Annotated in this window: 19 protein-coding genes and 2 tRNA genes; 2 read left to right on the top strand and 19 right to left on the bottom strand. The window is 63.7% G+C overall.

Annotated features, from left to right (window positions below; all coding sequences use genetic code 11):
* A partial coding sequence (locus tag ACZ9AQ_RS19775) for a tripartite tricarboxylate transporter substrate-binding protein (RefSeq protein ID WP_429206429.1) occupies window positions 1-333 on the top strand: 333 nt, incomplete at its 5' end.
* A 664-nt stretch (window positions 334-997) separates the two neighbouring features.
* Here the strand turns inward: ACZ9AQ_RS19775 and ACZ9AQ_RS19770 are convergent.
* From ACZ9AQ_RS19770 to ACZ9AQ_RS19745, 6 genes are all read right to left on the bottom strand, one after another.
* A tRNA-Arg gene (locus ACZ9AQ_RS19770) sits at window positions 998-1,074 on the bottom strand.
* A 196-nt stretch (window positions 1,075-1,270) separates the two neighbouring features.
* Window positions 1,271-1,347 (bottom strand) — tRNA-Pro (locus ACZ9AQ_RS19765).
* A gap of 75 nt (window positions 1,348-1,422) precedes the next feature.
* Window positions 1,423-2,763: a phosphoglucosamine mutase gene (gene glmM, locus ACZ9AQ_RS19760; RefSeq protein ID WP_429206430.1), complete on the bottom strand. Its 1,341-nt coding sequence runs from the start codon at window positions 2,761-2,763 to the stop codon at window positions 1,423-1,425.
* A 31-nt stretch (window positions 2,764-2,794) separates the two neighbouring features.
* Entirely contained in the window at window positions 2,795-3,655 is an 861-nt protein-coding gene (gene folP / locus ACZ9AQ_RS19755) for a dihydropteroate synthase (RefSeq protein ID WP_429206431.1), read from the bottom strand.
* Between the two features lie 75 nt (window positions 3,656-3,730).
* The gene (gene ftsH, locus ACZ9AQ_RS19750; RefSeq protein ID WP_429206432.1) at window positions 3,731-5,614 is read right to left on the bottom strand and encodes an ATP-dependent zinc metalloprotease FtsH; all 1,884 of its coding nucleotides are present in this window, start codon (window positions 5,612-5,614) and stop codon (window positions 3,731-3,733) included.
* Between the two features lie 236 nt (window positions 5,615-5,850).
* Window positions 5,851-6,498 (bottom strand): RlmE family RNA methyltransferase, encoded by a 648-nt coding sequence (locus ACZ9AQ_RS19745; RefSeq protein WP_429206433.1) that lies wholly within the window; start codon window positions 6,496-6,498, stop codon window positions 5,851-5,853.
* Between the two features lie 45 nt (window positions 6,499-6,543).
* Between ACZ9AQ_RS19745 and yhbY the strand changes: the two genes are divergently transcribed.
* Window positions 6,544-7,014: a ribosome assembly RNA-binding protein YhbY gene (gene yhbY / locus ACZ9AQ_RS19740; RefSeq protein ID WP_109344022.1), complete on the top strand. Its 471-nt coding sequence runs from the start codon at window positions 6,544-6,546 to the stop codon at window positions 7,012-7,014.
* 50 nt (window positions 7,015-7,064) lie between these two features.
* On the opposite strand, the gene ACZ9AQ_RS19735 is transcribed toward yhbY, so the two are convergent.
* The 13 genes from ACZ9AQ_RS19735 to pstS all read right to left on the bottom strand — a co-directional run bounded on the left by ACZ9AQ_RS19735 (window position 7,065) and on the right by pstS (window position 20,950).
* A complete protein-coding gene (locus ACZ9AQ_RS19735; protein WP_429206434.1) occupies window positions 7,065-7,538 on the bottom strand; it encodes a DUF4149 domain-containing protein in 474 nt (157 codons plus the stop codon).
* Entirely contained in the window at window positions 7,538-8,011 is a 474-nt protein-coding gene (greA, locus tag ACZ9AQ_RS19730) for a transcription elongation factor GreA (protein ID WP_429206435.1), read from the bottom strand. Before greA ends, ACZ9AQ_RS19735 begins: the two co-directional genes overlap by 1 nt.
* Window positions 8,012-8,132: 121 nt before the next feature.
* Window positions 8,133-11,363, bottom strand: coding sequence for a carbamoyl-phosphate synthase large subunit (carB, locus tag ACZ9AQ_RS19725; RefSeq protein ID WP_429206436.1), 3,231 nt, complete (start codon window positions 11,361-11,363; stop codon window positions 8,133-8,135).
* Between the two features lies 1 nt (window position 11,364).
* Complete coding sequence (gene carA / locus ACZ9AQ_RS19720; protein WP_429206437.1) at window positions 11,365-12,528, bottom strand: glutamine-hydrolyzing carbamoyl-phosphate synthase small subunit; 1,164 nt, start codon at window positions 12,526-12,528, stop codon at window positions 11,365-11,367.
* Between the two features lie 307 nt (window positions 12,529-12,835).
* On the bottom strand, window positions 12,836-13,246 hold the full coding sequence (locus ACZ9AQ_RS19715; RefSeq protein WP_429206438.1) for a GlcG/HbpS family heme-binding protein: 411 nt from the start codon (window positions 13,244-13,246) through the stop codon (window positions 12,836-12,838).
* Complete coding sequence (locus ACZ9AQ_RS19710; protein ID WP_429206439.1) at window positions 13,243-14,193, bottom strand: patatin-like phospholipase family protein; 951 nt, start codon at window positions 14,191-14,193, stop codon at window positions 13,243-13,245. Before ACZ9AQ_RS19710 ends, ACZ9AQ_RS19715 begins: the two co-directional genes overlap by 4 nt.
* A 146-nt stretch (window positions 14,194-14,339) precedes the next feature.
* Window positions 14,340-15,632: a phosphate regulon sensor histidine kinase PhoR gene (gene phoR, locus ACZ9AQ_RS19705; RefSeq protein ID WP_429206440.1), complete on the bottom strand. Its 1,293-nt coding sequence runs from the start codon at window positions 15,630-15,632 to the stop codon at window positions 14,340-14,342.
* 19 nt (window positions 15,633-15,651) lie between these two features.
* Window positions 15,652-16,338, bottom strand: coding sequence for a response regulator (locus ACZ9AQ_RS19700; RefSeq protein WP_429206441.1), 687 nt, complete (start codon window positions 16,336-16,338; stop codon window positions 15,652-15,654).
* 2 nt (window positions 16,339-16,340) lie between these two features.
* Entirely contained in the window at window positions 16,341-17,042 is a 702-nt protein-coding gene (gene phoU, locus ACZ9AQ_RS19695; protein WP_429206442.1) for a phosphate signaling complex protein PhoU, read from the bottom strand.
* A 62-nt stretch (window positions 17,043-17,104) separates the two neighbouring features.
* Window positions 17,105-17,905, bottom strand: coding sequence for a phosphate ABC transporter ATP-binding protein PstB (gene pstB, locus ACZ9AQ_RS19690; RefSeq protein WP_208280752.1), 801 nt, complete (start codon window positions 17,903-17,905; stop codon window positions 17,105-17,107).
* 23 nt (window positions 17,906-17,928) lie between these two features.
* The gene (gene pstA / locus ACZ9AQ_RS19685) at window positions 17,929-18,789 is read right to left on the bottom strand and encodes a phosphate ABC transporter permease PstA (RefSeq protein WP_429206443.1); all 861 of its coding nucleotides are present in this window, start codon (window positions 18,787-18,789) and stop codon (window positions 17,929-17,931) included.
* 15 nt (window positions 18,790-18,804) lie between these two features.
* A complete protein-coding gene (gene pstC / locus ACZ9AQ_RS19680) occupies window positions 18,805-19,812 on the bottom strand; it encodes a phosphate ABC transporter permease subunit PstC (RefSeq protein WP_429206444.1) in 1,008 nt (335 codons plus the stop codon).
* A 103-nt stretch (window positions 19,813-19,915) separates the two neighbouring features.
* A complete protein-coding gene (pstS, locus tag ACZ9AQ_RS19675; RefSeq protein WP_429206445.1) occupies window positions 19,916-20,950 on the bottom strand; it encodes a phosphate ABC transporter substrate-binding protein PstS in 1,035 nt (344 codons plus the stop codon).
* Window positions 20,951-21,316 lie beyond the last annotated feature (366 nt).

The raw sequence follows: 21,316 nt of genomic DNA, 5'->3' as shown, positions 1-21,316 counted from the left end.
CGCTTTGAAAATCACGCTACTGAGCGATGCTGGAGCGCGGACTCACGTTTCGCCTGGCTCTGCTCACGCCGAGAGCGGGTTATTCGAGGTGGCCTGTATGTGTGGCACGGCATGTACGCGCCGAAGGGGACGCCAAAGGCGGTCGTCGACCGGCTCGGGACAGCGCTGCGCGAGGCGCTGAAGGATCCCAACGTCAAGGCCCGGTTTGCCGAGCTCGGCACGGAACCGGTCCCGGCCGAAAAGGCCACGCCGGAAGGCTTGCGCACGCATCTGAAGGCCGAGATCGACAAGTGGGGACCGATCTACAAGAAGGCAGGCGCCTACGCCGATTGACGACGTGCGAGGCAATGTGCGGGCCTGCCCTGCACGCACCACACCATTGTCAGGCGTTGGGTAATGGACAACATCGCGGATGCTGCGCGATGTTGTCCCTCCATAGCAGACAGTTATTGCCGGCGGTCGAGCTGGGCGCGCGGTCATCGCACCATCTCGCGCCCGTTTGCCCGCCATACGTCGTCGGCATACTGGTCGCCTTCAGGAAGGGTCTGGTGAACCAGGCCGGGGGTTCGGGTCGCTGCACGCACCCACCTCGATCCGTACGTCGCCGACAGGCACAAAAACATCGATCGCATCTGATTCACCGACGGCTGGATCTCCTTCGAGACCGACGGCTATGTGTCGGAGCCTGTCGGCGGTTCCAGGCGGCATTCAGACGCCAGCCGTACTAAACCAGACTAAGCGGACTAAGCGGACTCGGCTTCTGGCTCGGTCATATGCCGGAGGGCATGCGTATGTACACGGTCACGGCCGCTTTCTGGAAACCGAGGAATTCGCCGGGGTGCATGGTCGGGCGCCGGGGGACGTGGATGCCGTGACCCAGCGGTACTGGACCATCCTTGATCGCGCGCTGGACCGGGAAGGTGCCAATTGAATAGCGCAATGCCTGAAATACAGGCGGCTCGCGGGCGCGGCAAGTGGTTGAAATGCTGGAGTAAATTGGCCCGCCCTGAGGGAATCGAACCCCCGACCCACAGCTTAGAAGGCTGTTGCTCTATCCAACTGAGCTAAGGGCGGTCTTGGAAGAGGCGCTACTATAAACCGCGAGCATCGATGCTTGCAATATGACCACTCGGAAACCGGTGATCGTAGCGATACTGAAAGAACATGGGGCCGGTAACATTCAGCAGGTCCCATGAACAAACAGGCCGAGAAACAGAACGTCCCATAAACAAAACAGGCCGTCGATGACGGCCTGTTTTGATGAATCTTGTGGTCGGAGTACAAGGATTCGAACCTTGGACCCCCTGGTCCCAAACCAGGTGCGCTACCGGGCTGCGCTACACTCCGCCGTGAGAAACATTATACGCGATGGCGGCGCCAAGCGCCAGCCCCGGCCTGCACCTGGCTGCAATGGCGTGTCGATCAGGCAGCCAGCTTGTCCGCGATGCGGCGCGCCATGCTCTCGGCCATGGCCGCCTCTTTCGCTTCCACCATCACGCGAATCAATGGTTCAGTGCCGGATGCGCGGATCAACACGCGGCCGTTGTCGCCCAGCTCGCGCTCGACCGCTTCCTTCTCGGCCACCAGGGCCGGATCAAGGGTCCAGTCGAAGCCGGGCGCGACCTTCTTGTTGATCAGGGTCTGCGGGAACAGTTGCAGTTCGCTGCAGCATTCCGCCAGCGACTTGTTGCCGCGCACCAGGGCCGACAGCACTTGCAGCGCCGACACGATGCCGTCGCCGGTGCTGTGCTTGTCCAGCGCCAGCAGGTGGCCCGAGCCTTCGCCGCCGAACAGCCAGCCGCGCTCCTGCATCACCTCGAGCACGTAGCGGTCGCCGACCTTGGCGCGCGCGAAGCCGATGCCCATCTCCTTGAAGGCGACTTCGAGCGCCATATTCGTCATCAGGGTGCCGACGGCGCCCGCCACCGGGCCGGTGCTCATGCGGTCGCGCACCATCACGTACAGCAGTTCGTCGCCGTTGTAGACGCGGCCGTTGGCGTCGACCATGATCAGGCGGTCGGCGTCGCCGTCCAGCGCGATGCCGAGGTGGGCCTTGTTGGCCACCACGGCTTCGGACAGCGCCTTCGGCGCGGTGGCGCCAAAGCCGGCGTTGATATTGAAGCCGTCCGGCTGGGCGCCGATCGAGATCACTTCGGCGCCGAGTTCGTGGAACACGTGCGGCGCGATGTTGTAGGCGGCGCCGTGGGCGCTGTCGACCACGATCTTCAGGCCGCGCAGGTCGAGTTCGTTCGGGAACGTGCTTTTGCAGAATTCGATGTAGCGGCCCTGGGCGTCGCGCAAGCGCGTCGCACGACCGAGTTTATCGGAGGCGACGCAGCCCATCGGCTGATCGATCGCCTCTTCGATCTCGAGCTCGACGGCGTCGGGCAGCTTGGTGCCGTGCTCGGAGAAGAACTTGATGCCGTTGTCCTGGAACGGATTGTGCGAGGCCGAGATCACGACGCCGGCCTGCAGGCGCAGCGCGCGGGTCAGGTAGGCGATGGCCGGGGTCGGCATCGGGCCGGCCAGCATCGAATCGACGCCGGCGGCGGAAAGGCCGGCTTCCAGCGCCGCTTCGAGCATATAGCCCGAGATGCGGGTGTCCTTGCCGATCAGGACCACCGGACGGCCGCTGCTCGACTTGCGGCCCTTGGCCAGGACGGTGCCGGCGGCGTAGCCGAGACGCATCACGAATTCAGGAGTAATTGGCGCAACGCCCACCGTGCCGCGCACGCCATCGGTGCCGAAATATTTCCGTGCCATCTAGTTCTCTTTTCTCTTATTGAAACGTTTTTTACAGGACCGAAGGTGGATGCATCGCGGCATGCCACACCTTCAGGGCATCGACAGTCTCAGCCACATCATGCACACGCACGATTCTAGCGCCATGCGCTACCGCAGCCAATGCCGCGCCGATGCTGCCGGCCGTCCGCTGTTCGACCGGACGGCCGGTCACGGCGCCGATCATGGATTTGCGCGACATGCCGGCCAGCACTGGCAGATCGAGTTCGGCGCGCATGCGCGGCAGGCCACCCAGCAAGGCATAGTTATGCTCGACCGTCTTGCCGAAACCGAAGCCGGGATCGACGCAGATGCGTTCGCGTTCGATGCCGGCCGCGGTCAAGGCATCGACCCGTTCGCGCAGGAAGGCGATCACCTCCCCCACCACGTCGTCGTACTGCGGCGCCTGCTGCATGGTCTGTGGCGTAGCCTGCATGTGCATCACGCACAGGCCGCAATCACTGTCCTGCACCGCGGCGATGGCGCCCGGCGCGCGAAAGCCATTGATGTCGTTGATCATGTCGGCGCCGGCGATCAGCGCTTCGCGCATGACGTCGGGCTTGCAGGTGTCGACCGACAGCGCCACGTCGAGCGTACGCAGCGCATACAGGGCCGGCATCACGCGCCGCAGTTCTTCGTCGAGCGGCACGCTCGGCGAACCGGGCCGGGTCGATTCGCCGCCGATGTCGATCATCGCGGCGCCGTCCTTGATCATCGTCTCGGCATGGGTCAGCGCGAATTCGAGGCCCTGGTAGCGGCCGCCATCGGAAAAGGAATCGGGGGTGATGTTAAGGATGCCCATCACGACGGGATGGGTCGCTTCAGGCCCATCCAGCGCGAAGCTGAAATGGCCGCACTGCAGTTTCTTGGTCATAGGGACAACGTGATGGCGCCACGTGGGCAAACAAAAAAGGCACCCTGACGGGTGCCTTTGCGGGGAGAGACAGCGTCAGGCCGGTGCGGTGGCGTTCGGCGCCACACCGCCCGAGCCGCTGTCGCCTGGCGGCGTGCGCTTGGTCAGCACGGTCTTCGGCTGGCGCGGCTCGCGGCCGGCCATGATGTCGTTGATCTGCTCGGAATCGATGGTTTCCCAGTCGAGCAGCGCCTTGGTCATCATCTCGACCTTGTCGCGATTCTCTTCCAGCAGACGCCGTGCCAGCGCGTACTGCGTGTCGAGGATGTTGCGGATCTCGGCGTCGACCTTCTGCTGCGTCGCTTCCGAGATGGTCTTGGTGGCGCCGCCGAAGAAGCCTTCGTTCTCGCTGTCTTCGTAGACCATCACGCCCATGCTCTCGGACATGCCGAAGCGGGTCACCATCGAACGGGCCAGCTTGGTGGCGCGGGAGAAGTCGTTCGAGGCGCCGGTCGACATCTGGCCGACGAAGATCTCTTCGGCGATACGGCCGCCGAACAGGATCGAGATTTCTTCCAGCATCTTGTCCTTGTAGCCGGACAACGCATCATGCTCGGGCAGCTGCCAGGTCAGGCCGAGGGCAAAGCCGCGCGGCATGATCGTGACCTTGTGCACCGGGTCCGCTTTCGGCAACAGTTTGGCGATGACCGCGTGGCCCGACTCATGGTAGGCCGTGTTGCGGCGCTCTTCTTCGCGCATGACCATCGACTTGCGCTCCGGACCCATGTAGATCTTGTCCTTGGCGTCTTCGAAGTCGATCATCTCGACCAGGCGCTTGCTGCGGCGTGCGGCGAACAGCGCGGCTTCGTTGACCAGGTTGGCCAGGTCGGCGCCCGAGAAGCCCGGGGTGCCGCGCGCCAGGATGTCGGCCTTGACGTCGGTGCCGATCGGCACTTTACGCATGTGCACGTTGAGGATCTGCTCGCGGCCGCGGATGTCCGGCAGGCCCACCATCACCTGGCGGTCGAAACGGCCCGGACGCAGCAGCGCCTTGTCGAGCACGTCGGCGCGGTTGGTTGCGGCGATCACGATCACGCCCGACTGGGCTTCGAAACCGTCCATCTCGACCAGCAGCTGGTTCAGGGTCTGTTCGCGCTCGTCGTTGCCGCCGCCCATGCCGGCGCCGCGGTGACGGCCGACCGCGTCGATCTCGTCGATGAAGATGATGCAAGGCGAATGCTTCTTCGCGTTCTCGAACATGTCGCGTACGCGGCTTGCGCCCACGCCGACGAACATTTCGACGAAGTCGGAACCCGAGATCGAGAAGAACGGCACCTTGGCTTCGCCGGCGATGGCGCGCGCCAGCAGCGTCTTGCCGGTACCCGGAGGACCGACCATCAGCACGCCGCGTGGAATGCGGCCGCCCAGTTTCTGGAACTTGGTCGGGTCTTTCAGGAAGTCGACGATTTCCGACACTTCTTCTTTCGCCTCATCGCAACCGGCGACGTCGGCGAAGGTGACGGTGTTGTTGGTTTCATCGAGCATGCGCGCCTTCGACTTGCCGAAGGAGAAAGCGCCGCCCTTGCCGCCACCCTGCATCTGGCGCATGAAGAACACCCAGACGCCGATCAGGAGCAGCATCGGGAACCAGGAAATGAATACCTGCTGCAGGAACGACGGTTCCTCGGGCGGCCTCACGTCGAAGCGCACGCCGTTTTCACGCAGGTCGCCGATCAGGCCGCGGTCCAGGATGGTCGCGGTCGCGCGCACCTTGGAATCGTCGCTGCGCGTGGCGGTGATGTTCGAGCCTTCGATCGTCACATCCTTGATGCGACGCTGTTTGATCTCATCGAGCAGCTCGGAATAAGCGATGGTCTTGCTGCCGCCGGCGACGCTATGGGTGTCGAACTGCTTGAACAGCATGAACAACAGCAGCGCGACGACCACCCAGATGGCGGATTTGGAAAACATATTATTCACGAGCACTCCTCCGATGCAATTGCATCTATACCGATTTCAGTATTCCGATTTTACTCGCAATAAGCCGACACCGCCACGCGGCGCCAGCAATAGTGCCGAAATACTATCTTTTTACATCCCGCCGGCCCATTGCATACAAAACCGTTGCGCCGAGCGGAAGATCACGCGGCAGATGTATGGGCACACGCGGAGATTTCAAGAGGAAATTCTACCCTCTGATGGCTGACTCCCCGCCCTCATGCCGCCGGATTCTTCAGGCCACGGCCGAGCAGGAAGATCTCGGACGATTTATCGCGGCTGGCCTTCGGCTTGATCTGCTTCACGGTCTTGAATTCCATCCGGAATTTTTCTAGGACTTGAGTAAAACCCATGTCTTTAAAACATTTAACCACAAGCGCCCCACCCGGCTTCAAATGCAGCTGCGAAAATTCGATCGCGAGGTCGATCAAATGTTCCATGCGCGCTGCATCGGCATGACTAATACCCGACAAATTGGGCGCCATATCGGATAGCACAAGGTCGGCCTTGCGACCGGACAGGACTTCGTCGAGCTGCGTCAGCACTTCTTCCTCGCGGAAGTCACCCTGAATCATTTGCACATCCGCGATCGGCTCCATCGGCAGGATGTCGAGGCCAATGATGGTGCCGTTGATGCCGCCGCCGTCGGCGCCGGCCAGCTTGCGCCGCGTGTACTGGGCCCAGCTGCCCGGGGTGCAGCCGAGGTCGACGATCACCTGGCCGGGCTTGATCAGCTTTTCCTGCTCGTCGATTTCCTTGAGCTTGTAGGCGGCGCGTGCGCGGAAGCCATCTTTCTGGGCAAGTTTGACATACGGATCGTTAATGTGGTCATGCAACCAGTTTTTGTTTAATTTGTTCTTGGCCATTCGCGTAGAATACTGCTTTTATTGGTACATCAAAAAAGAATTATTATGATCAAACTTACACCGGCTGAGCGCAGCGCCCTGCGCGCAGAAGCACACGGGCTCAATCCAGTCGTCATGATCGGCGAAGCCGGCCTCACTGAATCCGTCGTCAAGGAAATCTCGGCCAGCCTCGACGCACACGGCCTGATCAAGGTGCGCGTGTTCGGCGACGACCGCGAAGCGCGCGTCGCCATGTACGAGCAGATCTGCGCCGATCTCGAGGCGGCGCCGGTCCAGCACATCGGCAAGCTGCTGGTCCTCTACCGTCCCAAGAAAGAGGCGGTCAAGGAACGCAGCGGCAAATCGGGCCCGGGCATGCGCGAAGTCACCATCGTCAAGGCCAGCGCCAGCGGCACCAAGAAGCCGAGCGTCACCAAGGTCATGCTGAAGGGGAACGAACGCGTCACCGCAGGCGGCAACATCAAGCGCGCCAAGCCGCGCCAGACCAGCTCCAAGAAAAATTCGCTCAACAAGTGAACAAAAAACCGGGGCAACCCGGTTTTTTTTCATCCGTCGCGCGCTGCCACCTACCGGATCCTCACGATCAGCCACGCCCCCAGCAAGCTCTGGACGATGTGGAACAACTGCGACACGCCATGCATCACGGCGAACTCGGTCCAGTACGGCGACGCCCGCACCCCGCCCGGCCCGGCCAGCTCGCGCAGCTGCGCCATGGCCGGCTGCAGGCCGACGAAGATCACCAGGGCGCACGCCAGCATCGCCAGCACCAGCAGGCTCAGGAAGCGGCGGCGCGGCGGCGCCAGGTCGGCCGACATCCGCAGCAAGACCAGCAGCACGACGGCGCAGGCGATCGACAACCAGGCCTGGCGCGTGAGCAGCACCGCGACCAGGTCGCCCGCCTGGCCGCTGTCCAGGACCGCGAACGCGGCCGGCGCCGCCACATAGCCGAGCGCCCACAGCGTGCCGGCCCACAGCGCGGCCACCAGCAGGCGCGCCGCCGGCAAACGCCCCCGCACGGTGCCGCCCGCCGCGCCTCCCATCAGACGTAGCGTACTTCGAGGATTTCGTACTCGCGCGGGCCCGACGGGGCCTGCACTTCGACCACGTCTGCGGCAAACTTGCCGATCAGCGCGCGCGCGATCGGCGAGGTCACCGAGACCTTGTTCAGTTTCAGGTCGGCTTCATCGATGCCGACGATCTGGTAGGTGACCTTCTGGCCCGATTCCAGGTCTTCGAGGTCGACGGTGGCGCCGAACACCACGCGGCCGTCGGCGTCGAGCGTGGACGGATCGATGACCTGGGCGGTGGAGAGCTTGCCCTCGAGCTCGGCGATGCGGCCTTCGACGAAGGACTGGCGCTCCTTGGCGGCGTCGTACTCGGCATTTTCGGACAGGTCGCCATGCGAACGCGCCTCGGCGATCGCGTCGATCACGATGCGGCGCTCCTTGGTCTTGAGCTGGTGCAGCTCTTCTTTCAGGAGTTCTGCGCCGAATTTGGTCAGTGGAGTGTTCATGGTTTTCTGCTGTTGGTGTTGTACGGGACACCCGTAGCGTCTCAAAGCGAAAACCACAGAGGCACGCGGCCAAGGCCGCGCGAGCTCTGTGGTTTGACTGTCTTACGGGTACTGCGTGTGCTTAGTGTAAGGTTTTATGTAGGCCTTGTAAATCGTACACGCGCAGTTCGTCGATGTGCGGCATGCCCTCGATCGCCGCTTCGGCGCCGGCGATCGTGGTGTAGGTCACCACGTGCGAGGCCAGTGCCGAGGTACGGATCGCGCGCGAGTCGGTGATCGCGCTGCGCTTTTCCTCGACCGTGTTCACGACCATGACGATCTCATGGTTCTTGATCATGTCGACCACGTGCGGACGGCCTTCCAGCACCTTGTTCACCGAACGCACCGGGATGCCGGCCGCCGAGATCACGGCGGCGGTGCCCTTGGTCGCCACCAGGTCGAAGCCCAGCTTGACCAGGTCGCGCGCCACGCCGACCGCGCGCGGCTTGTCCGAGGATTTCACCGACAGGAACACGGTGCCCGACTTCGGCAGCTTGATGCCGGCCGCGAGCTGCGATTTCACGAACGCTTCGCCGAAGGTGGTGCCCACGCCCATCACTTCGCCGGTCGATTTCATTTCCGGCCCCAGGATGGTGTCGACGCCCGGGAACTTCACGAACGGGAACACGACTTCCTTGACGCTGTAGAACGGCGGCACGACTTCGCGGGTGATGCCCTGCTGCGCGAGGGTCTGGCCGACCATGCAGCGCGCCGCGATCTTGGCCAGCTGCAGGCCGGTCGCCTTCGAGACGAACGGCACGGTACGCGAGGCGCGCGGGTTCACTTCCAGAACATACACGGTGTCCACGGTCTGGCCGTCCTGTTCCGACTGCTGGATCGCGAACTGGACGTTCATCAGGCCGACCACGTTCAGGGCCTTGGCCATCAGCGAGGTCTGGCGCTTGAGTTCATCGATGGTCGCTTGCGACAGCGAGTACGGCGGCAGCGAGCAGGCCGAGTCGCCCGAGTGCACGCCGGCCTGTTCGATGTGTTCCATCACGCCGCCGATGAAGGTGGCTTCGCCGTCCGAGATGCAGTCGACGTCGACTTCGATGGCGTCGTTCAGGAAGCGGTCGAGCAGCACCGGCGAATCGTGCGAGACCTTGACCGCTTCGCGCATGTAGCGCTCCAGGTCGCGCTGCTCGTGCACGATCTCCATCGCGCGGCCGCCCAGCACGTAGGAAGGACGCACCACCAGCGGGTAGCCGATCTCTTCGGCCAACGCCAGCGCGTCGGCTTCGGTGCGCGCGGTGCGGTTCGGCGGCTGGCGCAGATTCAATGTCTGAAGCAGCTGCTGGAAACGCTCGCGGTCTTCGGCGGCGTCGATCATGTCCGGCGAGGTGCCGATGATCGGCACGCCGTTCGCTTCCAGGTCCAGCGCGAGTTTCAGTGGGGTCTGGCCGCCGTACTGGACGATCACGCCCACCGGCTTTTCCAGCTCCACGATCTCGAGCACGTCTTCCAGGGTCAGCGACTCGAAGTACAGGCGGTCCGAGGTATCGTAGTCGGTCGATACGGTCTCGGGGTTGCAGTTGACCATGATGGTCTCGTAGCCGTCTTCGCGCATGGCGAGGGCCGCGTGCACGCAGCAGTAGTCGAACTCGATGCCCTGGCCGATGCGGTTCGGGCCACCGCCCAGCACCATGATCTTCTTCTTGTCGGTCGGGTTCGATTCGCACTCTTCGTCGTACGTCGAGTACATGTAGGCGGTGTTGGTCGCGAACTCGGCGGCGCAGGTGTCGACGCGCTTGTACACCGGGCGGATGCCCAGCGCGTGGCGGCGCTCGCGCACGGCGCTTGGCTCGACCTTGAGCAGGAAGGCCATGCGGCGGTCCGAGAAGCCCTTTTGCTTGAGCTTGTACAGCACGTTCTTGTCGAGCGACTCCAGGGTCTGGGTCTCGAGCCACAGCTCGATGTCCACGATCTCCTTGATCTGCACCAGGAACCATGGATCGATCTTGGTCAGGTTGTGCACTTCTTCCAGGGTGAAGCCCTGGGCGAAGGCGTCGCCCACGTACCAGATGCGTTCCGGACCCGGCTCGCCCAGTTCTTCCTCGATCTTTTCGCGGTCGCGGGTCTTTTCGTTCAGGCCGTCGACGCCGACTTCCAGGCCGCGCAGCGCTTTCTGGAACGATTCCTGGAAGGTGCGGCCCATCGCCATGACTTCACCGACCGACTTCATTTGCGTGGTCAGGTGCTTGTCGGCGGTCGGGAATTTTTCGAACGTGAAGCGCGGGATCTTGGTGACGACGTAGTCGATCGACGGCTCGAACGAGGCCGGGGTCGCGCCGCCGGTGATCTCGTTGCGGAGCTCATCCAGCGTGAAGCCGACCGCGAGCTTTGCAGCGACCTTGGCGATCGGGAAGCCGGTGGCTTTCGAGGCCAGCGCCGACGAACGCGACACGCGCGGGTTCATCTCGATGACGATCATGCGGCCGTCTTTCGGGTTGATCGAGAACTGCACGTTCGAGCCGCCGGTGTCGACGCCGATCTCGCGCAGCACGTCGATCGACGCATTGCGCATGATCTGGTATTCCTTGTCGGTCAGGGTCTGCGCCGGCGCCACGGTGATCGAGTCGCCGGTGTGCACGCCCATCGGATCCAGGTTCTCGATCGAGCAGATGATGATGCAGTTGTCGTTCTTGTCGCGAACGACTTCCATCTCGTACTCTTTCCAGCCCAACAGAGATTCTTCGATCAACAGCTCGTTGGTGGGCGATGCTTCCAGGCCGCGCTTGCAGATCTGCTCGAATTCTTCTTCGTTGTAGGCGATGCCGCCGCCGCTGCCGCCCATGGTGAACGAAGGACGGATGATGGTCGGGAAGCCCAGCTCGCGCTGCACGCTCCACGCCTCTTCCATCGAGTGGGCCACGCCCGAACGCGCCGAGCCCAGGCCGATCTTGGTCATCGCGTCCTTGAACTTCGAACGGTCTTCGGCCTTGTCGATGGCTTCCGGGGTCGCGCCGATCAGCTCGACCTTGTATTTGTCCAGCACGCCGTTGCGGTGCAGGTCGAGCGCGCAGTTCAGCGCGGTCTGGCCGCCCATGGTCGGCAGGATCGCGTCGGGACGCTCTTTCTCGATGATGCGCTCGACGACCTTCCAGGTGATCGGCTCGATGTAGGTCACGTCCGCCGTTTCCGGGTCGGTCATGATGGTCGCCGGGTTCGAGTTGACCAGGATGACCTTGTAGCCTTCTTCACGCAAGGCCTTGCAGGCCTGGGCGCCGGAGTAGTCGAATTCGACTGCCTGGCCGATGACGATCGGGCCGGCGCCGATGATCAGGATGCTTTTGATATCACTACGTTTTGGCATATTATTTTTTCTCCGCTGCTTGCATCAGGCCGATGAAGCGGTCAAACAGGTAGGCGACGTCGGTCGGGCCAGGCGAGGCTTCCGGGTGGCCCTGGAAGCAGAACGCCGGCTTGTCCGTGCGGGCGAAGCCCTGCAGCGAGCCGTCGAACAGCGAGACGTGGGTCACGCGGCAGTTGTCCGGCAAGGTTTCCGGGTCGACCGCGAAGCCGTGGTTCTGCGAGGTGATCAAGACCTTCTTGCTGTCCAGGTCCTGCACCGGGTGGTTGGCGCCATGGTGGCCGAACTTCATCTTCATGGTCTTGGCGCCGGAAGCCAGCGCCATGATCTGGTGGCCGAGGCAGATGCCGAAGGTCGGGATGCCCTTTTCGATCAGCTCGCGCGATGCCTGGATCGCGTAGTCGCAAGGCTCGGGGTCGCCCGGACCGTTGGCCAGGAAGATGCCGTCAGGGTTCAGGGCCAGCGCGTCGGCGGCGGTCGATTGCGCCGGCAGCACCGTGACCTTGCAGCCGCGTTCGGCCAGCATGCGCAGGATGTTGCGCTTGACGCCGTAGTCGAAGGCGACCACGTGGTACTTGGGATCGGTCTGCTTGCCGTAGCCTTCGCCGAGCTTCCATTCGGTCTCGGTGAACTCGTAGGGTTCGGTGACGGACACCACCTTGGCCAGGTCCATGCCGGCCAGGCCCGGGAACGAGCGCGCCAGTTCCAGCGCCTGGGCCGGCGACGGCTCGACGCCTTGCGCCGCGGTCAGGATCGCGCCGGCCTGGGCGCCTTTTTCGCGCAGGATGCGGGTGAGCTTGCGGGTATCGATGCCGGCGATGGCAACCACGTTTTCCTGCTTGAGGTAGTCGCCCAGCGATTGGGTCGAACGGAAGTTCGACGCCAGGAGCGGCAGGTCACGGATGATGAGGCCGGCGGCGTGCACCTTGCCCGCTTCGACGTCGGCGCTGTTCACGCCGTAGTTGCCGATGTGCGGATAGGTCAGGGTGACGATTTGACGCGAGTAGCTCGGGTCGGTCAGGATTTCCTGGTAGCCGGTGATCGCGGTGTTGAACACCACTTCGCCCGTCGTATGACCGACGGCACCGATGGAAATTCCTTTGAAGATGGTCCCGTCAGCAAGTGCCAGGATGGCTGGAACGGAGGGGCCAGAAAAAAATGGCGGCAAGGGCAACTCCCGAAAAAGTTGCCGTAGCTTCGCCACGTCAGACCGACATCCAACTGTCCTGGGCGTGGTGAAGCCGCCCGGTGTTGGAGGTCATGTTGAATGAGGGATGGTGGGTATGCGCTACGGCTAAGTTTGAATTAGATAAACTTCCGAATTATAGCGCGAACTCTGATGTTCGGCAATGCGGCGCCGCCACATAACCGCTAGCAAATTTGCTGAAGATGACATGCCACGCCATCTTCCCTGCCCTGCTGAAACATATGTTGCGAGTGCAATATCTCACCCGCAACTTGCGATTAGGCGGCCTTCAGGCGGCGTTCAGTGCGGCAATCCCTGCGCGGGCGATCTGCACGTCCTGGTCCGACTTGACGCCCGACACGCCAACCGCGCCGATCACGTGGCCGTCGACGATCACCGGCACGCCGCCTTCGAGCATGCCTTCCAGCTTCGGCGCGCTCAGGAAGGACATGCGGCCATTGTTGACCACGTCTTCGTAGATCTTCGATTCGCGCCGGCCGAGGGCGGCGGTATTGGCTTTCGCCGGCGCGATATACGACGACACGGGCGGCGCGCCGTCCAGGCGCTGCTGCCACAGCAGGTGGCCGCCGTCGTCGACGATCGCGATCGACACGGCCCAGCCGTTTTGCACGGCCTCGGCTTCGGCGGCGGCGCCGATCTTCTTGGCATCAAGCAGGGTCAGGTAGGGTTTGGTGTTCATGGTTTTCCTTGCGCAGTTTGCGATGATGTGGGTTGCGATACGTTGAGCTTCAACTTGGCCTTGATCTGCGGCATGGCCGCGGCGGCGGCCTGCTCGCCGGCCAGGATGGCGAGATTGCGTCCGCCGAAATCGCCCGATCCCATATTGCCGAGCGCCGGCGTGATCACGATGTCGGCGTCCTTCAATTCGAAATGGTTCAGGCGCTGACCCATGATGCTGAACGTCTGCATCAGGACGTCGAGCGAGCTGGCCGTGGCCGCACCCTCGGTCGCGCTCGAGATATTGACGGCGATAATGAAATCGGCGCCCATCTCGCGCACGAAACGCACCGGCACCGGCGCCACCAGGCCGCCGTCGACGTATTCCTTGTTGCCGATTTTAACTGGCTGGAATACGCTCGGCACGCTCGACGACGCGCGCACCGCCATGCCGGTATTGCCGCGGTTGAACAGGATCGGCTGGCCGGTCTTGAGGTCGGTGGCCACGGCGCCGAAGCGCAACTTGAGCTTTTCCATCGGCACATTGCCAACAGCCTTGTTCACATAATTCTGCAGCGCCTCGCCCTTGAGCAGGCCAGTGGATTTGCCGAGCCACGGCAGCGCCCAGTCCGAAATGGTGGCCTCGTCCATGGCAAGGGCCGTCTTTTGCAGGGCGAAGCCGTTCAGGCCCGATGCATACAGCGAGCCGACCACCGAACCGGCGCTGGTGCCGACCACGATCTCGGGATAGATGCCCTGGGCTTCGAGGGCCTTGATCACGCCGATGTGGGCGAAGCCGCGCGCGGCGCCGCCGCCAAGGGCCAGGCCGATGCGGATTTTCCTGGGCGGCAGTGGCGCAGCCGCCGGGGCGGCGGCGACCGGGGTGGCCGGCGTCTGCAGCGGCGTGCCGCCGCAAGCGCTCAAGAGCAGTGCGGCGCACGCCGCGAGAGAGGTACGACGAGAGAGCATGAAATGTGCCGAAGAGAACAAGGCAGAGATTGTACCTCGGCTGGTTCCCCTGGGGCACGAGATCCGCCCCCCCGCCGGCCGGCGCCCTCTTCCAGTCGTTCCCGAAGTTGTCGAACAACTCGGCGCCGGCCCTGGTCAGCCTGGGATCAAGCCGGCAGCGAGGTATTCGGGAGCATGGCGGAGAAGGTGCTGCCCTTGCCCGGCTGCGAGGTGATCGTCAGCTTGCCGCCGTGGCGCAGCAGGACGTGCTTGACGATCGCCAGGCCCAGGCCGGTGCCCTGGGTGTCGCGCGAACGGCTCTTGTCGACGCGGTAGAAACGCTCGGTCAGGCGCGGGATGTGTTCGGGGGCGATACCGATGCCGCAATCGGTCACGGCAAAGCTCAGCGCATCGGGGCCGCGCGTCCAGGCCAGGCGGATCGTGCCGCCGTTCGGCGAGTAGCGCACCGCGTTCGACGCCAGGTTGGCGAAGGCGCTGCGCAGCTCTTCCATGCTGCCCATGACGTCCGGGCCGTCGACCGCCACCTCGATCTGGTGCCGGCCGCCCGACAGCGCGCGCGCCTCGAGGGCGATCGAGTCGATCAGGCTGCGTATGTCCACCCGCTCGCGCCTCATGGGAAATTCGTCCGACTCCAGCCGCGACAGGGTCAGCATGTCCTGGATCAGGCGCTGCATGCGGCGCGCCTGCTCGGTCATCAGGTTCAGGTGCGCCATCCGCGTGGCGACGTCGATGCCCGGATCGGACAGCGCGATCTCGAGGAAGCCCACGATCACCGTCAGCGGCGTGCGCAGCTCGTGCGAGGCGTTGGCGATGAAGTCGCGCCGCATCGCCTCGATGCGCTCGGTGTCGGTGGCGTCGTGCGTCACCAGGATCTGGCGCCGGTTCTCGAACGGGATGATGCGGCATTCCAGCTTGCGGCCACGCAGCGACAGCGTCAGCGGCTGCTCGTAGCGCCCCAGCACGATGTAGTCGATGAAGTCGGGGTGGCGCACCAGGTTCGTCACGCGCAGCCCCTTGTCGCGTTCCATCGTCAGCCCCAGGTGGCGCTCGGCCGCCGGATTGCACCACTCCAGGAACAGCACGTCGTCCATGATGGCCACGCCTTCCGGCAGCAGGTGCATCGCCTGGCGAAAACGCGCCAGCCATTCGGTCAGTTCGGTCTGATGGCGCTCGTCGTCGCGCCGCAGGCGATACAGGCGCGCGAAGGCATTGGTCCAGGCGCCCCAGCCGTCCGGCAGGCGCGTGCTGTGCGGCTCTTCCAGCCACTGGCCGAGCTTGTACAGGTACGACAGCTGGATAAATACCGCCACCGCCATGCCGGCCAGCGCCAGCGCCAGCCCGGCCACGGGGCCAGACCACCACCACACCACGCCGGCCACGGCGAACAACAGCGCCGTGCGCAGCAGCGCCGGCACCCAGAACAGCAGCTTCGGATTCATCGCGTCCTTCGATACCGTGTTATTTTTCGGACAGCATATAGCCGACGCTGCGCACGGTGCGGATCAAGCCATCAGCGCTTTTCAATGCCTTCCTCAACCGCAGCACGTGCACGTCCACCGTGCGCTCCTCGATCACCGCATGGTCGCCCCACACCTTGTCGAGCAGCTGGGCGCGCGAGAACACGCGCTCCCGATGCGCCATCAGGTACTTCAAGAGCTTGTACTCCGCATTGCCGATGTCGATCTGCTGGTCCTCGACCGTCACGGTGCAGCTGTTCGGGTCGAGCGTCACCGCGCCGGCGCGCAGCGGCGCCTCGGCCAGGTGCGGACTCTTGCGGCGCAGCAGCGCACGCGCGCGCGCCAGCAGCTCGCGCGGCGAGAACGGCTTGGTGATGTAGTCGTCGGCGCCGGTGTTCAGGCCCGCCAGCTTGTCCTCTTCCATGCTCTTTGCCGTCAGCATGATCACCGGCAGGTCCTGGAAGTCGCGGTCGGCGCGCAGGCGCGACAGCAGGCGCAGCCCGCTCTGGTCGGGCAGCATCCAGTCCAGCAGCAGCAGGTCGGGCTTGCTTTGGCGGATGCTGTCCCAGGCGCTGGCGGTGGTGTCGGCGCTACGGATGTCCCAGCCCGCCTCGCGCAGGGAATAGGTCACCAGCTCGACGATCGCCGGCTCGTCTTCGACCACCAGGACGGAGGTGTTGTCCGCCATGCTCAAGCCGCCGGCTGGCCGTCGAGAATCACCTTGCTGTGGCGGATGTCACGGCCTTCGACCACGTAGATCACGTATTCGGCGATGTTCTTCGCATGGTCGCCGATGCGCTCGATCGCCTTCGCCACCCACAGCGTGTCCAGCGCCGACGAGATCGTGCGCGGGTCTTCCATCATGTAGGTGACCATGCTGCGCAGGATGGTGCGGAACTCGTGGTCGACCACCTCGTCGCCGGCGATGATCTGCAAGGCCTGCTTGCCGTCCAGGCGCGCGAACGCGTCCAGCGAATCGTGCAGCAGTTCCGAGGTCGCCTTGGCGATGGTGCGGATCATGTCGTAGTGGCCAAAGCCGGTGACGCCGCGCTCGTGCAGGCTTTTCGCGGTGCGCGCGACCTTGGTCGCCTCGTCGCCGATGCGCTCCAGGTCGGTGATGACCTTGATGGTCGCCATCACGGTGCGCAAGTCGTTGGCGGTCGGCTGACGCTTGACGATCAGGTGGCTGCAGGCGTCGTCGAGCGAGACTTCGAGCTGGTTGACGGCCTGGTCTTCGGCCATCACGCGCTCGGCGCGCGCGATGTCGCCGATGCGGAAGCACTCGAGCGCCTCCTCGAACTGGGTTTCCACCATGCCGCCCATCAGCAACACCTGGGAACGGATGCCCTCGAGTTCCTGATCGTACTGCTTGGATGAATGCTCGCCTGTCATAACTTCTCCGTCAAATATTCTGTGAAGCCGGCGGGGCCGGCAAAATGAACTACCGGGTGAAATCAGCCGAAGCGGCCGGTAATATAGTCTTGCGTTTCCTTGCGCGCCGGGTTCATGAAGATCTGGTCGGTCTCGCCGAATTCGACCAGCTCGCCAAGATACATGTAGGCCGTGTAGTCCGAGCAACGCGCCGCTTGCTGCATATTGTGGGTCACGATGGTGATCGTGTAATCCTGCTTCAGTTCGCTGATCAGTTCCTCGATCTTGGCGGTCGAGATCGGGTCCAGCGCCGAGGTCGGTTCATCGAGCAGCAACACGTCAGGCTTGACCGCCACGCCGCGCGCGATGCACAGGCGCTGCTGCTGGCCGCCCGACAGCGACAGGCCGCTCTTGTTCAGCTTATCCTTGGCTTCTTCCCACAGCGCCGCCTTTTTCAGCGCCCATTCGACGCGCTCGTCCATCTCGCCCTTCGACAGGTTTTCGTACAGGCGCACGCCGAAGGCGATATTGTCGTAGATCGACATCGGGAATGGGGTCGGCTTCTGGAACACCATGCCGACCTTGGCGCGCAGCATGTTGACGTCGACGCCCGGCTCCAGGATATTGCGGCCGCGGTACATGATCGAACCTTCGGCGCGCTGGCCCGGGTACAGGTCGTACATCCGGTTCAGCGTGCGCAGCAGGGTCGACTTGCCGCAGCCCGACGGGCCGATGAAGGCCGTTACCTGCTTGGCGTGGATGTCGAGCGAGACATTTTTCAGACTCTGCGTTTTGCCGTAAAAGAAGTTCAGGCCCTGGATTTCGATCGTCTTGGCCTTGGCAGCGGCCGGCGCTGGAGTCGTATTGAGCATGGCTTGGTTCATCGCTTTATCTTTTAACAATTGGATTAACGCGGAGTTTTTTGGGCGAACATGGTGCGCGAAATGATGTTGAGCAGCAGCACGGTCGCGGTCACCAGCAGTGCGCCGCCCCAGGCCAGCGAACGCCAGTCGTCGTACGGGCTCATCGCGAACTGGTAGATCACGACCGGCAGGTTGGCCAGCGGCGCGTTCATGTCGTGGCTGTAGAACTGGTTGTTCAGCGCGGTGAACAGCAGCGGCGCGGTCTCGCCCGAGACGCGGGCCACAGCCAGCAGCACGCCGGTCACGACGCCGGCCTTCACGGCGCGCAGGCGCACCGTCGTCGCCACCTTCCAGTGCGGTGCGCCGAGGGCATACGCCGCTTCCAGCAAGCTCGACGGCACCAGGCGCAGCATGTTGTCGGTGGTGCGCACCACGACCGGAATCGCAATCAGGGCAAGCGCGATCGAACCGGCGTAGCCGGAGAAATGCTTCACGTTGGCGACGTAGATCGCATACACGAACAGGCCGATCACGATCGACGGGGCCGACAGCATGATGTCGGTCACGAAGCGGGTCACCTGAGCGAACTTGTTGTTCTCGCCATATTCGGCCAGGTAGATGCCGGCCAGGATGCCGATCGGGGTGCTCACCAGGGTCGACAGGCCGACCATCATCAGCGAACCGACGATGGCGTTGCGCAGGCCGCCGCCCGGGGTGCCCGGCGCCGGCGTGTCGTTGGTGAACAGGGTCCCGGCCAGTGCGCCGACACCGTTGTACAGCAAGGTGCCCAGGATCCAGGCCAGGAAGGCCAGGCCGATGCCCATGGCCACGACCGACAGGGTGATGCCGACGCGGTGCGCCAGCAGGCGCTTGCGATAGACGGGGTTCTTGATTGCGTTGTTCATCTCGGTAGCCTTCTTTTACTTGGTGCCTTCGTTGCGGGACATGCCGACCAGCATCAGCTTTGCGGCCGACAGCACGACGAAGGTGATCGCAAACAGGATCAGCGCCAGGGCGAACAGCGACGACGAGTGCAGCTCGGTGGCCGCTTCGGCGAATTCATTGGCCAGGGTCGACGAGATCGAGTTGCCGGCCGAGAACAGCGAGGCCGACAGGTCGTGGGCGTTGCCGATCACGAAGGTCACCGCCATCGTCTCGCCCAGCGCGCGGCCCAGGCCCAGCATCACGCCGCCGACCACGCCGTTGCGGGTGTACGGCAGCACCACCTTGCGCATCACTTCCCACTTGGTGCAGCCCAGGCCGTACGCCGATTCCTTCAACACGGTCGGGACGATCTCGAACACGTCGCGCATCACCGAAGCGATGAAGGGGATGATCATGATCGCCAGGATCAGGCCGGCGGTCAGGATGCCGATGCCCATCACCGGGCCCTGGAAGATCGCGCCGATCACCGGCAGCTGGCCGATGGTTTCCTTGAGGGCGGGCTGCACGTATTCGGCGAACAGCGGCGCGAACACGAACAGGCCCCACATGCCGTAGATGATCGACGGCACGCCGGCCAGCAGTTCGACCGCGGTGCCCAGCGGGCGGCGCAGCCAGGCCGGGCAGATCTCGGTCAGGAACAGCGCGATGCCGAAGCTGATCGGGAACGCCACCGCCAGCGCGATGATCGAGGTGGCCAGGGTGCCGTAGATCGCGATCATGGCGCCGTACTGGTCGTTGACCGGATCCCACTCCACGCGGGTGATGAAGCCGAGACCGAATTCCTTGAAGGCCGGGGCCGCGCCGATCGCCAGCGAGATGATGATCCCGACCAGGACCGCCAGCACCGAGGCGGCGAACAGCAGCGTGACCTTGTGGAAGAAGAAGTCCTGAATGCGCTGGTTGCGCATGGTGTTGCGCATGGCGGCGGACTGGTAGAGGTCGGCGTCTGGCGCTGCTTTCTCGGGCAGATCGTTCACGGACATGGATGGTTGGACGCTCATGGTTTTGTTATCAATATCGTTTTGTCAATAGCGCTGGCATACAGAAAGACCGGCATGGCCGGCCTTTTCTTGTCAGGTGGTTGGTTTACCAGAGCGCCTTGCCGCTCGCGTCCTTCAGGTTGGCGCGCCAGGCGTCCTGCATCAGCTTGGTCACATCGGCCGGCATCGGCACGTAGTCCAGATCGGCGGCGGCAGGCGCGCCGTTCTTGAAGGCCCAGTCGAAGAACTTCAGCACTTGCCGGCCCTTGGCGGCGTCCTGGGTCTTGTGCACCAGGATGTACGAGGCGCCGGTGACCGGCCAGGCGCCCTTGCCGGCCTGGTTGGTCAGGATGACGGCGAAGCCCGGGGTGCCTTTCCAGTCGGCGCTGGCGGCGGCGGCCTTGAAGGCGTCGTCCGACGGCTGCAGCCAGGCGCCGTCGGCGCCCTGCAGCTGGGTGTGCGCCATCTTGTTCTTCTTGGCATAGGCCCACTCGACATAGCCGATGCTGCCCTTGATGCGCTGCACGTTGGCGGCCACGCCCTCGTTGCCCTTGCCGCCCACGCCGACCGCCCACTTGACGGTGGTGCCGACGCCGATGGTCGATTTCCAGGCCGGGCTGACCTTGCTCAGGTAGTCGGTCCACAGGAACGAGGTGCCCGAGCTGTCGGCGCGGCGCACGACGGTGATGTCGTTGGTTGGCAGCTTGACGCCCGGGTTCAGCGCGGCGATCTGCGGCGCGTTCCACTTGGTGATCTTGCCCATGTAGATGTCGGCGATGACCGCGCCGCTCAGCTTCAGCTGGCCCGGGGCGATGCCGTTCAGGTTCACGATCGGCACCACGCCGCCCATCACGGCCGGGAACTGGAACAGCCCCGCGGCATTGAGCTCATTGGCCGCCAGCGGCATGTCGGATGCGCCGAAGTCGACGGTCTTGGCCTTGATCTGCTTGATGCCGGCGCCCGAACCGACCGACTGGTAGTTCAGGCCGACCCCGCTAGCCGCCTTGTACAGCTCGGCCCACTTGGCATAGATCGGGTACGGGAAGGTCGCGCCGGCGCCGGTGATGTTGGCGTTCTGGGCGCTGGCGGAGAATGCCGTTGCAGCCAGGGCGATCGAGACGAAGAAGTGCTTCATGCGCATATCGGATCCTTTGGAAGTGACACCACGGGACGGTCCCGCTGACGATGTGGCGCAGTCTAACGGGCGAATATGACAGGTTCATGACATATTGGCGAATGTGACATCAACATGACACGCGCGCAAGGATGTCATCCACGGGAATGGCGCGGCGCGCGAATGGCCATCGGCGTCGACCGAATCATGCCATGTTCCGCACCGCGACGCTTGTAAATACACCATTGCCTGCTATCCTGAGAGGGTAGTCATGACATGGAGGGGATGCCGAGAGGCGTTTTGTTTCAAATGTTAGAGCTGATGGTGATGGGGATTCTGACCGGCCTGGCCGCCCTCGTGGCGTTCGAGATTTACCAGGAAGTCCGCGGCAGT

The sequence above is a fragment of the Massilia sp. UYP34 genome (assembly GCF_056279385.1).
Note: the sequence above shows the minus strand (reverse complement) of the source record. Positions and strands in the feature narration are given on the sequence as shown.

Bases quoted from the DNA above. Each gene is read 5' to 3' on its own strand.
- ACZ9AQ_RS19700 (WP_429206441.1), bottom strand. From the start codon at position 16,338: ATGGCGGACAACACCTCCGTCCTGGTGGTCGAAGACGAGCCGGCGATC.
- folP (WP_429206431.1), bottom strand. From the start codon at position 3,655: ATGACCAAGAAACTGCAGTGCGGCCATTTCAGCTTCGCGCTGGATGGG.
- ACZ9AQ_RS19715 (WP_429206438.1), bottom strand. From the start codon at position 13,246: ATGAACACCAAACCCTACCTGACCCTGCTTGATGCCAAGAAGATCGGC.
- carB (WP_429206436.1), bottom strand. From the start codon at position 11,363: ATGCCAAAACGTAGTGATATCAAAAGCATCCTGATCATCGGCGCCGGC.
- phoU (WP_429206442.1), bottom strand. From the start codon at position 17,042: ATGACAGGCGAGCATTCATCCAAGCAGTACGATCAGGAACTCGAGGGC.
- yhbY (WP_109344022.1), top strand. From the start codon at position 6,544: ATGATCAAACTTACACCGGCTGAGCGCAGCGCCCTGCGCGCAGAAGCA.
- greA (WP_429206435.1), bottom strand. From the start codon at position 8,011: ATGAACACTCCACTGACCAAATTCGGCGCAGAACTCCTGAAAGAAGAG.
- pstC (WP_429206444.1), bottom strand. From the start codon at position 19,812: ATGTCCGTGAACGATCTGCCCGAGAAAGCAGCGCCAGACGCCGACCTC.
- pstB (WP_208280752.1), bottom strand. From the start codon at position 17,905: ATGAACCAAGCCATGCTCAATACGACTCCAGCGCCGGCCGCTGCCAAG.
- pstS (WP_429206445.1), bottom strand. From the start codon at position 20,950: ATGCGCATGAAGCACTTCTTCGTCTCGATCGCCCTGGCTGCAACGGCA.
- ACZ9AQ_RS19710 (WP_429206439.1), bottom strand. From the start codon at position 14,193: ATGCTCTCTCGTCGTACCTCTCTCGCGGCGTGCGCCGCACTGCTCTTG.
- glmM (WP_429206430.1), bottom strand. From the start codon at position 2,763: ATGGCACGGAAATATTTCGGCACCGATGGCGTGCGCGGCACGGTGGGC.
- phoR (WP_429206440.1), bottom strand. From the start codon at position 15,632: ATGAATCCGAAGCTGCTGTTCTGGGTGCCGGCGCTGCTGCGCACGGCG.
- ACZ9AQ_RS19735 (WP_429206434.1), bottom strand. From the start codon at position 7,538: ATGGGAGGCGCGGCGGGCGGCACCGTGCGGGGGCGTTTGCCGGCGGCG.
- pstA (WP_429206443.1), bottom strand. From the start codon at position 18,789: ATGAACAACGCAATCAAGAACCCCGTCTATCGCAAGCGCCTGCTGGCG.
- ACZ9AQ_RS19745 (WP_429206433.1), bottom strand. From the start codon at position 6,498: ATGGCCAAGAACAAATTAAACAAAAACTGGTTGCATGACCACATTAAC.